Origin of the sequence: Streptomyces qinglanensis (assembly GCF_900111245.1) — a bacterium.
Classification (GTDB): domain Bacteria; phylum Actinomycetota; class Actinomycetes; order Streptomycetales; family Streptomycetaceae; genus Streptomyces; species Streptomyces qinglanensis.
Map to the genome: position 1 here is coordinate 105,295 of NZ_FOGO01000003.1, position 14,514 is coordinate 119,808.

13 protein-coding genes are annotated in these 14,514 nt (G+C 72.3%); 4 read left to right on the forward strand and 9 right to left on the reverse strand.

What is annotated here, in order from left to right:
• Positions 1 to 7: 7 nt before the first annotated feature.
• Positions 8 to 181: a hypothetical protein gene (locus BMX65_RS32775; RefSeq protein WP_177214210.1), complete on the reverse strand. Its 174-nt coding sequence runs from the start codon at positions 179 to 181 to the stop codon at positions 8 to 10.
• Positions 182 to 369: 188 nt separating this feature from the next.
• Here BMX65_RS32775 and BMX65_RS07580 point away from each other — a divergent pair, with 188 nt between their 5' ends.
• Complete coding sequence (locus BMX65_RS07580) at positions 370 to 762, forward strand: DUF2267 domain-containing protein (RefSeq protein WP_074999389.1); 393 nt, start codon at positions 370 to 372, stop codon at positions 760 to 762.
• Between the two features lie 88 nt (positions 763 to 850).
• Here BMX65_RS07580 and BMX65_RS07585 read toward each other — a convergent pair whose 3' ends face one another.
• Positions 851 to 1,246, reverse strand: coding sequence for a CGNR zinc finger domain-containing protein (locus tag BMX65_RS07585; RefSeq protein WP_074999390.1), 396 nt, complete (start codon positions 1,244 to 1,246; stop codon positions 851 to 853).
• A gap of 198 nt (positions 1,247 to 1,444) precedes the next feature.
• Here BMX65_RS07585 and BMX65_RS07590 point away from each other — a divergent pair, with 198 nt between their 5' ends.
• Positions 1,445 to 2,155: a rhomboid family intramembrane serine protease gene (locus BMX65_RS07590; RefSeq protein WP_074999391.1), complete on the forward strand. Its 711-nt coding sequence runs from the start codon at positions 1,445 to 1,447 to the stop codon at positions 2,153 to 2,155.
• A gap of 103 nt (positions 2,156 to 2,258) precedes the next feature.
• Here the strand turns inward: BMX65_RS07590 and BMX65_RS07595 are convergent, their stop codons facing one another.
• A complete protein-coding gene (locus tag BMX65_RS07595) occupies positions 2,259 to 2,828 on the reverse strand; it encodes a TetR/AcrR family transcriptional regulator (protein ID WP_074999392.1) in 570 nt (189 codons plus the stop codon).
• Positions 2,829 to 2,991: 163 nt separating this feature from the next.
• Between BMX65_RS07595 and BMX65_RS07600 the strand changes: the two genes are divergently transcribed.
• The gene (locus tag BMX65_RS07600; RefSeq protein WP_420856802.1) at positions 2,992 to 4,413 is read left to right on the forward strand and encodes an MDR family MFS transporter; all 1,422 of its coding nucleotides are present in this window, start codon (positions 2,992 to 2,994) and stop codon (positions 4,411 to 4,413) included.
• Positions 4,414 to 4,703: 290 nt separating this feature from the next.
• On the opposite strand, the gene BMX65_RS07605 is transcribed toward BMX65_RS07600, so the two are convergent.
• The gene (locus tag BMX65_RS07605) at positions 4,704 to 4,949 is read right to left on the reverse strand and encodes a hypothetical protein (RefSeq protein ID WP_143081822.1); all 246 of its coding nucleotides are present in this window, start codon (positions 4,947 to 4,949) and stop codon (positions 4,704 to 4,706) included.
• Between the two features lie 208 nt (positions 4,950 to 5,157).
• On the opposite strand from BMX65_RS07605, the gene BMX65_RS07610 reads away from it, so the two are divergent.
• On the forward strand, positions 5,158 to 6,711 hold the full coding sequence (locus BMX65_RS07610; RefSeq protein WP_074999394.1) for a phytoene desaturase family protein: 1,554 nt from the start codon (positions 5,158 to 5,160) through the stop codon (positions 6,709 to 6,711).
• 248 nt (positions 6,712 to 6,959) lie between these two features.
• Here BMX65_RS07610 and BMX65_RS07615 read toward each other — a convergent pair whose 3' ends face one another.
• From BMX65_RS07615 to BMX65_RS07635, 5 genes are all read right to left on the reverse strand, one after another.
• Positions 6,960 to 7,517, reverse strand: a complete 558-nt coding sequence (locus tag BMX65_RS07615) for a mycothiol transferase (protein WP_079171761.1) — start codon at positions 7,515 to 7,517, stop codon at positions 6,960 to 6,962.
• Between the two features lie 295 nt (positions 7,518 to 7,812).
• Positions 7,813 to 8,316, reverse strand: a complete 504-nt coding sequence (locus tag BMX65_RS07620) for a nucleoside deaminase (protein WP_074999396.1) — start codon at positions 8,314 to 8,316, stop codon at positions 7,813 to 7,815.
• Positions 8,317 to 9,417: 1,101 nt separating this feature from the next.
• Entirely contained in the window at positions 9,418 to 10,227 is an 810-nt protein-coding gene (gene xdhC / locus BMX65_RS07625; protein ID WP_107437423.1) for a xanthine dehydrogenase accessory protein XdhC, read from the reverse strand.
• 1 nt (position 10,228) lies between these two features.
• A complete protein-coding gene (gene xdhB / locus BMX65_RS07630; RefSeq protein WP_074999398.1) occupies positions 10,229 to 12,643 on the reverse strand; it encodes a xanthine dehydrogenase molybdopterin binding subunit in 2,415 nt (804 codons plus the stop codon).
• Positions 12,640 to 14,124: a xanthine dehydrogenase small subunit gene (locus tag BMX65_RS07635; RefSeq protein ID WP_074999399.1), complete on the reverse strand. Its 1,485-nt coding sequence runs from the start codon at positions 14,122 to 14,124 to the stop codon at positions 12,640 to 12,642. The genes xdhB and BMX65_RS07635 overlap by 4 nt, the downstream gene beginning before the upstream one ends.
• Positions 14,125 to 14,514: the final 390 nt, after the last annotated feature.

A 14,514-nucleotide genomic window follows, 5' to 3' on the forward strand; every position in this document is an offset into this window, starting at 1 on the left:
CCGCGGCCTACTGCTCGTGTGCTCTGGCCTGCAGGCGCCAGGTGCTGCCCGAGCACGGCAGCGGCGGGAAGGTGTGCCCGGCCACGTCGGTGCTCCAATGGTGTCCCTGACCGCAGTCGCACACGTGGATCCCGCTCACCGGGACCTGCCGGCCGGGCTTGTAGTGCTCGTCCTCGTCCATACGCCGGATACTGCGTCCCGGCGGCGCGGGAGCGCATCCCCCTCGCCGGTCCGCCGCCGCTCTCCCCCGTTCGCCGCGCCCGTCGGGAGCCGGAAGCGGGACATCGGTGATCATGATGCATGGGCTCCGTCCCGCTGGGAAACCGGGGCGATCGACAGCAGACGACGAGCGAGCAGAGGAGCCCCCGGATGCGTGACGACGAGTTCCTGGCCCAGGTGCGCGACCGCGGCGGCCACGCGGACCAGCACGAGGCCAGGGAGGCCACGGAGGCCGTGCTGACCGTACTGGCCCAGCGGATCGGGGCCGACGAGGCACAGGACCTGGCCGACCAGTTGCCCAGTCCCCTGGACCTTCCCCTCCGCGGCAGCGGTGCCGACGCGGACACGAGCGGCGAGGTGTTCGCCCTCGACGAGTTCTACCGGCGCGTCGCGGACCGGTCCCGGACGCAGCCGGACACGGCGAAGCAGCACGCCGCGGCCGTGCTCTCCACGCTGCCGCAGGCGGTGTCCGCCGGTCAGATCCGGCACGTCCGCACCCAGTTGCCCGACGAGTTCGGACCGCTCTTCGACCATCAGGCGTGACGGTCTCCGGTCGGTGCACCGGTCCGGGGCGTGGCGCCACGGGCGACGCGGGTGGTCACCTTCCGGGAGCCCCGTCCGGGGTCCGGCTTCAGTCCGGGGTGCCGCCCTCCCGGCGGCGCCGGGCGTGGGCGTGGACCTTGGCCCGGTTGCCGCAGGAGGACATGCTGCACCAGCGGCGGCGTCCGCGGGGATTGAGGAAGAGCCAGCCGCAGTCGTGTCCCGGGCAGGCGTCGATCCTGGGGCGGCCGGGACCGGTCAGCAGGGCCGCCGCCGAGTGGGCGGCGGCCAGCAGCGGCAGTGCGAGGCCGGCCCGGTCGCAGAGTTCCCATCGGGCCAGGGGCGGGTCGTCGCGTCGCGCGGCACCGAGGGTGCCCGGTGCTTCCGCCGGGACGAGGGAGGAGGAGGCGGAGTCGGCCCGTTCGGGGTGGGCTTCAAGCCCACCGACGCCTACCCGGCCGGGTACTACGTCGTGGACGGCATCCACGTGACGACGCGGGACACCAGCGGCCGCCGCCACATGCCCGTGGCCCTCGGGCCCGAGGAGAACATCTGCCGGACCCTTGACTGACCCTCGGCACCCTTCCGGGGTCCCTCTGCGCCGGACCGCACGGGACGTATGTCACTGCTGTTCCACCACGGTTGTCACTGTCGGCCGACTCGGTGCGCACGGCACGCTTGACGCATGAACACGCACACGCTCGCCCTGTACGGCTGCGCAGCCGCCGTGGTCGTACCCGGGACGCGCTTGATCACGGCCCGGCCGGAGGGGCAGCAGGCCGGTCCCGGCCGGCTGCTCGCGGACCTGTGGCGACGGCCGGTGCCGCGGGCCGCCGCCGTGCTGACGGGCGTGATGGTGGCGATGGCCGTGGTGCAGAGCGCCGCCCCGGATGTCATACCGCACCTGGAGCGCGCGCCCCACGGGCCGTGGTGGCGGGCGGCGACAGCGCTGCTGGTGCAGACGTCGGGCTGGCCGCAACTGGCCTTCAACCTGGCAGCGCTCGCCGTCGTCGCACCGGCGGCCGAGCGCGGCCTGGGGACCGTGCGGACACTGGTGGTCTTCCTGCTGTCCGGCAGCGCGGCCCACGTGGTGAGCATGGCGGGCTGGAGCGTGCACGGCGGGGGTGACTCGGTGAGCGTCTGCGGCCTGGTCGGCGCGCTCGCGGCGGCCTACGCGCTCGACGGCCGGCGACGGCCGCTGCGGTACCTGTCGGTGCTCGTGCCGACTGCCGGTGCGGTGCTGTGCCTGCTGGAGAACAACCACGGCATCGGCGTGCTGACCGGTGTGCTGTTGGGGGCCGTTGCCGCACGCGGAGGCAGGGACGACGACAAAGAAGACGACGGCGAAGACGGCAGCAGTGCGGGCAGCGGGCCGAATGCGGTGGTGGGGTCGTGACGCCCGCACCACGATGATCCGGGCGGCGGCCGCTCACCGCCCGGCTGTGCCCTCTCATGAGGTTGGTGCCGCGCGGCATCGGGCCTGAGCCGCAGTGGGCCGGTCAGCGCACCAGGGGGAGGAAGATCGTGTCGACGATCTCTTCCAGGACGTGATCGGGTACCGGGGCGAACGTCGACAGGATCTCGTGGCGCAGCAGGACGAAGGGGAGGGTCTTGATGCGCTCGGTGAGGAGTTCCGAAGTGATCTCCCCGCGGGCGACGGCGTGCTCGAAGAGCGTGTCGAGTGCTGCCGTGCGGCCTGTCGTGACGGGGTCGAACAGGTCGTCGGGGCTGCGTCCGGTTTCCCGGTAGTAGCCGGCCAGGTGCGCATACATCACCGTGATCAGCTGTACGTGGGCGGTGGCGATTTCCCGCATGAGGGTGAGGAGGTCCTCCCGCAGGCTCCCCGTGTCGGGAAGGGTGGGGCGGGACTCCTTGAGCCTGTGGACGATGGCGGCCCGGACGAGTTCGTCGCGGTCGGACCAGCGGCGGTAGAGCACGGGCGGGCTGGTGCCTGCGCGCTTGACGACGCCGTCCATGGTGAATCTGGCGTAGCCGTTGTCGGTGAGTTCGTCCCAGGCTGCATCGAGGAGTGCCTTTTCCAGTTCCGCCCCGCGGCGTCGCTGAGCCATGCCCACTTCCTGCCGTAGAAAGACTTGTCTTTCCTATGGTACCGGCTTACCGTGAGCGAGGTAAGGAAGGATCTTCTATCTTAAGGTGCCGATCGTGAGCACTTCCCGCGACAACGGGCCCGCCTCCACCGATCCCGGCCGGGTAGACCCCGCCGTGTTGCGCATGGCGATCACCCTGATCGTCGGCGCTCTCGGCGTCGTGTTCGACACCACGATCCTCAGCGTCGCCCTGAACGACCTGGCCACAGAACTCGGCGCTCCGCTCTCGACCATCCAATGGGTCAGCACGGGCTACCTGCTGGCGGTCTTCATCACGATCCCGCTCGCCGGATGGGCCCAGTCCCGGCTCGGCGGGCGGCGTCTGTGGGGCGTCGCCCTGGGGGGTTTCCTGGCCGGCTCGATCCTGAGCGCCCTGGCCTGGAACGCCGGCAGCCTCATCGCCTTCCGGATCGTCCAGGGCCTCGCCGGCGGCATCATGATGCCGCTGCTGTACACCCTGCTCATGCAGGCCGCCAAGGGCCGCAACATCGGCAAGGTCATGGCCGTCATCACCGTGCCCACCGCGCTCGGACCGATCCTCGGCCCCGTCCTCGGCGGCCTCGTTCTCCACCTGGCCGACTGGCGCTGGCTGTTCCTCATCAACATCCCCTGCTGCCTGATCGGCATGTGGCTCACCCGGCGCAACCTGCCCGACGACCGACCCGCACCCGACCAGCCCCGCGTCCGCCTGGACGCGGTGGGCCTGCTCCTGCTCTGCCCGGGATCCGCGGCCCTGCTCTACGGCCTCTCCCGAGTCGACGGCAGTACGGGCTTCGCCAGTGCCCAGGTCATCGTTCCACTGGTCGCCGGCCTCGCTCTGGTCTCGGGCTTCACCTTCCGGGCGCTCACCCGGGCGTCCGCCCCGTTGGTCGACGTGCGGATGTTCCGGCACCGTTCGGTGGCCTCGTCGTCCACGCTGCTGTTCCTCGGCGGGATCTCGCTGTTCGGGTCGATGATGCTGCTGCCCCTGTACTTCCAGCAGGTCCGCGGCGCGACCCCACTCGATGCCGGACTGCTGCTCATCCCCCAGGGAGTCGGCGCCCTCGTCGCCCGCGGTCTGGCCGGTAGGTACATGGACCGGGTCGGCCCCCGCCCGGTGGCCCTCGTGGCCTTCGTCTTCGTGGCCGCATCCACCGTGCCGTTCGCCTTCGTGACCGCCGACACCAGCGAAATCCTGCTCATGGCCGCGCTGTTCATCCGTGGCACCGCCCTGGGCGCAGCCATGATCGCGCCCATGGGCGCTGCCTTCGTCGGACTGGAGCACGAGGAGATCCCCGACGCCAGCATGATCACCCGCGTCGCTCAGCAGATCGGCGGCGCAGCAGGCGTCGCCCTCCTCCTTGTCATCCTCCAGCAGAACCTCGGCGACGCCCGCACTCCCCTCGCCCTGGCAAACGGCTTCGACCACGCGTTCTGGTGGTCCGTGGCCCTCGCCGCAGCCGCTGTCCCGCTCTGCCTGCTTCTGCCCCGCCTCCCGGCGCCGGCGACACCCGCCGACAGCACAGCGCGGGAGAGCAGCAAGAGCATGGGGCCGACCGCGCCGTGAGCACGGCCGTGGAGCCACTTCCCCCTGGGGCGACGCAGCGGGAACCGACAGGCGCTCGGAGCGGGTACCTCGCGGTCACCCGGCAGTCCGGCCCGCTGCTCCACACCTCAGGCATCGGCCACCGGCGGGAGAGCCGCAGCCGCTCCCCCGGTGGGCGCCGTACAACGCACCGAGGCACCGGATTGCCGGGGCCGCGCGAAACCGCGGTCGGCGTACTGCACGGGGCCTGCCCGGTGTGTCCCCTCGCACGGTCGCATCGCCGGAAACCCCGTCGCCCCGGGGAGCGGCCGCTACCCGCGTTCGTCCGGGAGTTCGTTCCGGCGGAGCCGGGCGCGTGCTGTCAGCGTGGTGCACACCATGACGAGCGCGAGCACGAACTGGGACACGACGTAGCGGACGGGTTCGCCCGTGAGCACACCGCCGATGCCGAGCACCACTCCGACGACCGCCAGCACGGGGCCGGCCCGGAGGAGGAACTTGTCGAGGGAACGGAGCTGCAGCCGGGTCTCCGGAGGCATCACTGATCTCTTCTCCATGGCCGCCGTGTACCCCGGTAAGCCGTCTTCAACATCCCCCGGAAACCCGTGGATTCACCCCGGGATCGCCGGTCTCCGCCCCGGCCGAGGCACCACCGCCCCGCACCGGCGGCACAGGGTGACGGAGGCGACGGCAGGGCGCGGGCGTCGCCCGCGTGCGGCGCGCGGGATCTGCACGAGCCCCGCTCCCCCGTGCTAGGAAGAGCGCATGCCCGCACACGAGCGATACGACGCCGTCATCGTCGGCGGCGGCCACAACGGTCTGGTCGCCGCCGCCTACCTGGCCCGGGCGGGCCGCAGCGTGCTGGTGCTGGAGCGCCTGGACACCACCGGCGGGGCCGCCGTCTCCTCGCGCCCCTTCGCCGGGTCGGAAGCCCGCCTGTCCCGCTACTCGTACCTGGTGAGCCTGCTTCCGCAGAAGATCGTCCGTGACCTGGGGCTGGATCTGACGCTCCGCAAGCGGTCGGTCTCCTCGTACACCCCGGTCCGGCGGGGCGGCCGCCCCACGGGTCTGCTCGTGGACGACCGTGCCGACGCGACGCGGCAGTCGTTCGAGCGGCTCACCGGAGGCACCGCCGAGTACCGCGCCTGGGAGGACTTCTACGGCATGACCCGGCGCGTGGCCGAGCGCGTCTTCCCCACCTTGACCGAACCGCTGCCCACCCGGGAGGAGCTGCGCCGCCGGGTGGACGACGACACCGCGTGGCGCACACTGTTCGAGGAGCCGCTCGGTGCCGCCGTCGAGGCGTACTTCGGCGACGACCTGGTGCGCGGCATCGTGCTCACGGACGCGCTCATCGGCACCTTCGCGGAAGCCCACGACCCGTCCCTGAAGCAGAACCGGTGCTTCCTCTACCACGTGATCGGCAACGGCACCGGCGACTGGGACGTCCCCGTCGGCGGCATGGGGCAGCTCACGGACGCGCTGGCCGCAGCAGCGCGGTCGGCGGGCGCGGAGATCGCCACCGGCCACCAGGTGACCGGCATCGAGACCGACGGCCTCCGGCGGGCCGAGGTCGCGTACCGGACGCCTGAGGCGTACGGCACTGTCGCGGCCGGTCACGTCCTGGTGGGCGCCTCGCCCCGCGAGCTGGCCGCGCTGCTGGGCGAGGAACCGCCCGCAGCCGCCGAGGGCGCCCAGCTCAAGGTCAACATGCTGCTGAAGCGGCTCCCGAAGCTCCGCGACCCTGCCGTCGATCCGCGGCAGGCTTTCGCCGGGACCTTCCACATCGCCGAGGGATACGAGCAGTTGGCCACCGCGTACGCCGAGGCCGCCGAGGGCCGGCTGCCCTCGGCGCCGCCGTCCGAGATCTACTGCCACTCCCTCACGGATCCCAGCATCCTGGGACCCGAGCTGGCCGAACGGGGCTACCACACCCTCACCCTCTTCGGACTGCACACCCCGGCCCGCCTCTTCGCCTCCGACAACGAGGCGGCCCGCGAGAGACTGCTGGCCTCGACGCTGGCCCAGCTCGACGGCCATCTGGCCGAGCCTCTCGCCGACTGCCTGGCCGAGGACGCCGACGGCCGCCCCTGCATCGAGGCGAAGACGCCGCTCGACCTGGAACGCGACCTGCGGCTCCCCGGCGGCAACATCTTCCACCGTGACCTCGCCTTCCCCCACGCGCAGGAGGGCACCGGCCGCTGGGGAGTGGAGACCGGACACGCCAATGTCCTGCTCTGCGGCGCGGGGGCCGTGCGCGGCGGCGGTGTCAGCGGTATCCCGGGCCACAACGCCGCCATGGCCGTACTGGGGTACTGAGAAGGCGGGATCGCGCCGAGCCGGGTGACGTGTGCTCCGCCGGAGAACTGTGCCGACCGGTACCCGCCCTCTGTCCGCACCGCCGTCGGGAGCCTGTCCCGGCGGCGCGGCACGATCGCAGTGCTGCCTCGCACCTCCCCGCGGTCGTCCTGGCGACGGGCGTCGCGACCCCGGGGTCGCTCCCGGGTGGTGGACCTGCGGCGCGCGGCGGCACCCTGAAGCCCGCGCGCCGCTCCCGCGGGGTCACGTCACTGGCCCACCCTGCCGTCGACCCGCTCACGCAGGAAGTCGGCGTGTCCGCAGTGCCGCGCGTACTCCTCGACCCGGTGCACGAGCAGCTCCCGGATCGCGATGCCGTCCTCGCCCACCCGCTCGCCCAGGTCCGGGTGGGCGGCCAGCGCCTCGTCCGTTGCGGCCTGTTCACGCTCCAGATCGCGGTACGCGGCCTCGACGACGGCCTGTTCGGGTGCGGCACCGTCGAAGTCGGCGTCCCGTCGGCCGTAAAGCTTCGGCAGCGGGTCGCCGCGGCCGAGCCAGTTGCGCCAGTCGCGTTCCACTTCGGCGAGGTGCCGGAGCAGCCCGAGGAGCGACATCGTGGACGGCGGCACCGACCGGCGGGCCAGTTGTTCCGCGTCGAGCCCCTCGCACTTCATCAGCAGGGTCATGCGGTAGTTGGCCAGGCAGTCCTGCAGCGACCCGAGTTCGCCGTCCGGGGCCGGTCCGTCGCTGCGCGGATCGTCCTCGGGGTCGGCCCACATGTCGGGATAGACGGTCGCCCTGGTCCAGCGTGCGCTTCGATCGCTCATACACGGCATGTTCGGGCGTGCCGACCGAACATGCCACCGGTTTCCACCGCGGGAGGACGCCGGGCGGCAGCAGCTCCCGCGGCGTCCCCCGCTCCGGCCGCGGCGCCCCGCCCGCCGGTCCGTCCGCCGGTCCGCTCCGGGGCAGTTGCCGTCCGGAGCTCCGGGGCAGGTACGGAGCCCGGTGAGGCCGGCGGCGCGGGCCGGCCGCCTCCACCGGCGGGCGCGGCGCACCGTGCTGCGGTGCGCCTGCGCCCGCGCCGCGGAGGAGACTCCCGGGGCGCCCGCGGACTCCCGGTCAGTACGCGATGCGGTCGGCCTTGCCGACCCAGGCGTCGAACGGCTGGGTGCGGTGGGGCAGGTCGAGGTGCTCCACGGCCATCGGCCACGATTCCTGCGGCCGCTTCTCGAACAGGTCGTAGAACTTGCGGTCGTCGAAGCCCGCCACGGCGGCGTCGTGGCGGTCGGCGGAGAAGATGAGCCGGTCGACGCGCGCCCACAGCGCGGAGGACAGGCACATCGGGCAGGGCTCGCAGGAGGTGACCAGGGTGCAGCCGTCCAGGCTGAAGGTGTCGAGTTCCTTGCAGGCGGCGCGGATGGCGCTGACCTCCGCGTGTGCGGTGGGGTCGAGGCTGGAGGTGACCTGGTTGTTGCCGAGGGCGACGATGTCACCGTCCTTGGCGATCAGGGCGCCGAAGGGGCCGCCGCCGTTGTGGACGCTGGTGGTGGCGAGCTGGACGGCCCGGTCCATCCAGGCGCGCTCGAGTTCGCGGTTGCCGGTCTCTGCGATGCGGGTGGTCATGGGTGTTCCTTCGCGTCTGGGTGGACGGGTGGGGTGCCCCGGGGCGGGGCGGGCGGACAACTCGGAAGGGCCACGCCCACGAGCTGTGCGGGTTCGCGGCCGTGGGCTGCCGGTGGCTGCGGCCGCCGCGGCGGTGCTGCCCGCCGGACCGTCGGCCTCCTCCGGCGCCGCAGGAGGCGTCGGGACCGGCTGCTCGATGACGACTGCTGCCGGCACCGGGTGGCGGGGGCGGTGGGGGCCGGGCCGGTGCGGGGCGACGGCGGATGCCGCCGGCCTCGGGAACAGTCGGTGCGTGCTCCGCCGACCAGGCGGACGGCTCGGGTGGAGCCGGCGAGCTGTTCCCGGACGGCTCCGAGGACGACAGCCTCGACGACGTCCTCAGCGCGGTCGGGACGACGACCTCGGCGAGGTCCGTTCCCGGCGCGCCGCTACGCCTCCGGTGCGGAGCGCGGGGAATCCGCGCTGCCGCGGCGGCCTCGAAACCGTGCGGGACCCGCATGCCGCGTGCGGTTCCCGCATGCCGGTTCTTCTCCCGGATTCTCGATACCGCGAAATGTGTGAACGGAGTCGGAGAATCGCAGAACGGATCGGTGGCAGCACGGTTTTCCGAGTGCACCGGTCCGGCGCCGATTCGGCCGATTCTTTCGCTCCGGAACGGCGGGCGGGCAGCAGGGTCACGGTGGTGACCGAAAGCAGTGCCCACCCCGGTGGGGCGCGCTGAATTCTGCACGCCATACAACCGCTCCTCGCTCCGTCGTCTCTTCTGCGAGAATTAGACAGCCCACCGGTCAAGATCGGCCAGGGAGCGAAGGACCAAACAATGGACGGAGTCCGGCCGACGATTCGTAGGGTCCTACAAGAGCCGATCGCGCGCCGTGGCACCGCGGTGGCTTCCCGCAGCGGGCGGCCCGGGAGCCGGGCCGTGTCCGCGCATCGCGCACGACCCGAGCGGCTGCGCTGCGGCAGCACCCGGAGTCGTGACGAAGCCCCTCCCCGGGCGTGCGGGGGTGCCGGCGTGCCACCGCGCGGCGCCCGGTCCGGGCGGTTCGTACGAGCACACGCTCCGGGCCGGGGCCGCCCGCGTCGGTCCGGGTGGAGGGGTCAGCCCTTCTCGGTCTCGAAGGTGCGCAGCACATCGGCCGCGACGCTCACGGCGATCGTCGCGGGGGCCTTGCCGGTGATGTCGGCCAGCCCGATCGGAGTCTTGATCCGGTCGATGGCCGCGTCGTCGTGGCCGCCCTCGGTGGCCAGGCGCTTGCGGAAGCGCGCCCACTTGGCCGCCGACCCGATCAGCCCGATGGATCCCAGATGGCTCGTCCGCAGCGCCGCGTCGCACAGCGCGGCGTCCTCGGCGTGATCATGGGTCATGATCAGCACGTGGGTGCCGTGCGGCAACTCCGCCAGCACCTCCTCGGGGAGCAGCGGCGTGTGGTGCACGTGCACCTGCGCCACCGCGTCGGCCAGCACGCTCAGCCGCTCCTCGGTGAGGATCTCGGAGCGGCTGTCGACCAGGTGCAGGTCCAGGTCCTGACGCGCCAGGATGCGGGCCAGTTCCAGCCCGACGTGCCCGACGCCGAAGACCGCCACCGCACGGACCACCGGAAGCGGCTCCAGCAGCACCGAGACCGTGCCTCCGCAGCACTGCACGCCGTGCTCGTTGGTCACCTTGTCGTTCAGGGCGAAATCCATCAGCTCCGGCTCCGGCTCGGACGCGGCGATCAGCTCCCGGGCCCGGTCGATCGCGACGGCTTCCACGTTGCCGCCACCGATCGACCCCCAGGTCCCGTTCCTTCCCACGACGAGTTTGGCGCCGGCGTCGCGCGGCGCATGGCCGCGCGCGGCCGCGACGGTCACCAGCACGCCGGGCTCCCGGCGTGCCCGCAACCGCGCGACCGCGGCGATCCACGTCATGTCAGGCACCGCTCAGCGCTTCCGCACCGGTGTGTGCCGGTTCGGCGGCTGCCGCGGCGGGCAGCTCCCCGTTCCGGGAGGCAGCGCCCCGGCGGGCTCCCTGGATCGCCCAGTAGACCGCCTCCGGCGTCGCGGGCGAGGCCAGCTCGACGCCGACCCCGCTGGGCCCGAACGCGGCAGCAGCCTGCCGCAGGGCTTCGCGGACCGAGAACGCCAGCATCAGCGGGGGCTCCCCCACCGCCTTGGACCCGTAGACCGCGCCCTCCTCGGTGGCGTTCTCCAGCAGCCTGACGTTGAACTCCTCGGGCATCTCCGAGAAGCTCGGCAGCTTGTAGGTGCTGGCGGCCTGGGTCAGCAGCCGGCCGCGGTGCGGCCCGTCGCTGACGTCCCAGCGCAGGTCCTCGAGGGTCAGCCAGCCCGCGCCCTGCACGAAACCGCCCTCGACCTGGCCGATGTCGATCAGCGGCGAGAGGCTGTCGCCGACATCGTGCACGATGTCCACCCGACGGACGCGGTACGCGCCGGTGAAGCCGTCGACCTCCACCTCGGTGGCGGCGGCACCGATGGCGAAGTACTTGAACGGCGAGCCCCGGAACGACTTGGCGTCCCAGTGCAGCCCCTCGGTCCGGTAGAAGCCGGAGGCCGAGAGCTGGACCCGCTGGAAGTAGGCGGTGCGCACCAGGTCGTCCCAGGCCAGCTCCGCGTCGCTGCCCAGGGCGCGCGCGACGCCCTCGACGATGCGCACGTCCGAGGCGTTGGCGCCGAGCTGGGAGGCGGCCACCTGCAGCAGCCGCTCGCGAAGCTGCTCGCAGGCGTTCTTGACCGCGCCGCCGTTCAGGTCGGCGCCGGAACTCGCTGCGGTGGCGGAGGTGTTGGGCACCTTGTCGGTGCGCGTGGGGGCCAGCCGCACCTTGTGCAGCGGGATGCCCAGCGTGGTGGCGGCCACCTGCAGCATCTTGGTGTGCAGGCCCTGGCCCATTTCGGTGCCGCCGTGGTTGATCAGGACCGAGCCGTCCTTGTAGACCAGCACCAGCGCGCCGCCCTGGTTGAAGGCGGTGAGGTTGAAGGAGATGCCGAACTTCACGCCGGTGACCGCGAGGGCCCGCTTGGTGTGCGGGTGCGCGGCGTTGAAGGCGGCGATCTCGCGCCTGCGGTCGGCGACACCGGCGTCGTCCTGCACCTGCCGCCAGACGGTGGAGATCCGTTCGGGCTGGGTGACCGGCTGTCCGTACGGCGTCGTCTGGCCCTGGCCCGGCTGGTAGAAGTTGCGCTCCCGCAGCTCCATGGGGTCCAGTCCGAGCAGCGGCGCGCACCGGCCGAGGATGTCCTCCATCACCAGCATGCCCTGTGGTCCGCCGAAGCCGCGGAAGGCGGTGTTGGAGACGGTGTGGGTCTTGGCGATGCGCCCGGCGACCCGCGCGTTGGGGATCCAGCAGGTGTTGTCGATGTGGCACAGCGCACGGGCCAGCACCGGCTCCGACAGGTCCAGGCTCCAGCCGCCGTCCGCGGTCAGGGTGGCGTCCAGGGCCTGGATGCGGCCGTCCGCGTCGAAGCCGATCCTCCATCGGGCGTGGAAGCCGTGCCGCTTGCCGGACATGGTCAGGTCCTGGGTCCGGTTGAAGCGGAACCTCACCGGCCGTCCGGTCAGCTTGGCGCCGAGCGCGGCGACGGCCGCGAATCCGTGCGGCTGCATCTCCTTGCCGCCGAAGCCGCCGCCCATCCGCAGGCACTGCACCGTCACCTCGTGGCTGGCCACGCCCAGCACGTGCGCGACGATCTCCTGGGTCTCCGAGGGGTGCTGGGTGCTGCTCTGGACGAACACCTGCCCGTTCTCGTCGATCTGGGCCAGTGCGGCGTGCGTCTCCAGGTAGAAGTGCTCCTGGCCGGCGAACTGGAACTCGCCGCTGAAGACGTGCGCGGAGTCGGCGAAGCCCGCCTCGATGTCGCCCTGCGCCATCACGGGCCGGGCGCCGTGGAAGCTGTCGGCCGCGATCGCGTCCTGCAATGTGATCAGGGAGGGCTGTTCGTCGAGTTCGACCTCCACGGCCGCCGCACCGAGCCGCGCCGCCTCCAGGGTCTCGCCCAGCACCCAGGCGACGGCGTGGCCGTGGAACATGACCTCGTCGGGGAAGAGCGGCTCGTCGTGCTTCATCCCGGCGTCGTTGACGCCGGGCACATCGGCGCCGGTCAGCACCCGGACCACGCCGGGCACCTCGAGCGCGGGGGCGGTGCGCAGCGCGGTCACCCGGCCGTGGGCCTTCATGACCTGCACCGGGTAGGCGTGCAGGACGTCCTTGGTGCGGTGCACCAGGTCGTCGGTGTAGAGGGCGGCGCCGGTCACGTGCAGACCGGCGGCCTCGTGCGGCATGGGGACGCCGACGACGGGCTTCTCGGGGCGCTCGGACAACTGGCTCATGACGGCACCGCCTCGGTGGTTTGCGCGTACAGCTTCAGCAGGCTCTGCCCGAGCATCGCCGAACGGTAGTCGGCGCTGGCCCGGTGATCGTTCATCGGCGTGCCCTGGGCGCGCAGGATCTCGGCCGCGGCCTCGACGGTTGCGGCCGTCCACGGCTCGCCCTCCAGGGCCGCTTCGACGGCGCGGGCACGGACCGGGGTGGCGGCCACGCCGCCCAGGCCGATGCGTGCCGTGCGGACGACTCCGTCCGCGACGTCGAGCGCGAAGGCGACCGCCACGCTGGAGATGTCGTCGAAGCGCCGCTTGGCGATCTTGTGGAAGCCCACGAGCGGCGACAGCGGGAGCGGGATGCGCACGGCGCGGATGAGTTCGCCGGGACGGCGCACGCTCTGCCGGTAGCCGGTGAAGTAGTCCGCCAGCGGCACCTCGCGCTCACCGTCGGCGTCCGCGAGCACCAGCGAGGCGTCCAGCGCGAGCAGCACGGGCGGGCTGTCCCCGATGGGCGAGCCGGTGCCCAGGTTGCCGCCGAGCGTGGCGCCGTTGCGGATGAGCCGGGAGGCGAACTGCGGGAACAGTTCCGCCAGCAGCGGCACCGCGCCGTCCAGGCGGCGTTCGATCTCGCTGAGCGTCAGGGCCGCCCCGATCTCGACGGTGTCGGATCCCACGTGCAGCTCGCGCAGTTCCGGGAGCCGGTCGACGGCGACGACGCAGTCGGCGCGACGGGAGCGGATATTGACCTCCACCCCCCAGTCGGTGGAGCCGGCGACGACCACCGCGTCGGGCCGCTCGCGCAGCAACTGCACTGTTTCGGCCAGGGTGTTCTTGCGCAGCAGCACCGCATCGCCCTGGGCGTACTCGGTGGCGACCGGCGCGGGCGCCGGCTGCTCGCGCCGCTGCGCCAGCGGGTCCTCGGCGGCTGGTGTGCCGACGGCGAACGCGGCGTCGCGGATCGGGCGGTATCCGGTGCAGCGGCACAGGTTGCCGCTCAGCGCGTGCAGGTCGAAGCCGTTCGGGCCGTGCTCGGCGTCGGCCGGAGCGTGCCCGGCGTCGCCGCCCCCGGCCGGCTCGGCGTGCGCGCAGCGGTCCGGCCGGTAGTACTCGGCGGCCATGCTGCAGACGAATCCCGGTGTGCAGTAACCGCATTGGGAACCGCCACGGACTGCCATCTCCTCCTGCACGGGGTGCAGGGCGGGCGGCGTGCCGGGCTCACCGGCGGTGGCGAGACCTTCCGAGGTGACGATCTCCTGACCGTCGAGCGAGGCTGCCGGTACCAGGCAGGCGTTGACCGCCACCCAGTCGGTGGGCTTGTCCACCCCGGCCCGGGCGACCAGGACCGAGCAGGCGCCGCATTCGCCCTCGGCACAGCCCTCCTTGGTGCCGGTGAGACCGCGCTCGCGGAGGAAGTCCAGCACCGTGGTGTGGGGCGATGCCGGTGCGATGGGGGTTTCTTTCCCGTTGACCGTGATCCGTGCCGCTACCATGACATGCCTCCGTTCCGGGCCGGGGCAGGTCGGTTCATCATGTTCGCCAATTTCAGGCAGCTTTCTGTGTTCGGATACGCAGCATAAAAGGAGCGAGCGCACATCGGCACGCGTCGGCGGCGTGCCGGAAAATGGTGGAGGAGAATCCGAAATCGTGCCACGAGGGGCACGTCAGAACGGCGTTTGTCAGCAGCCGTGCGCGACCCGGCCCGGCACCCAGACAGTGCGGCGGGCGAGGCGGCTCAGATCGGAGTAGATACGCATCTTCGGGCCGCCTCCTTTCGGTGTCATGAATCCACTTCGAGCGTAAATTAGTGGCTGCGGCCACCGGGGTCAAGGGGTGCCGGAGCCGCCGTCGTCCTGCGGGGCCCGGCGCCCGGCTGCCCGCGG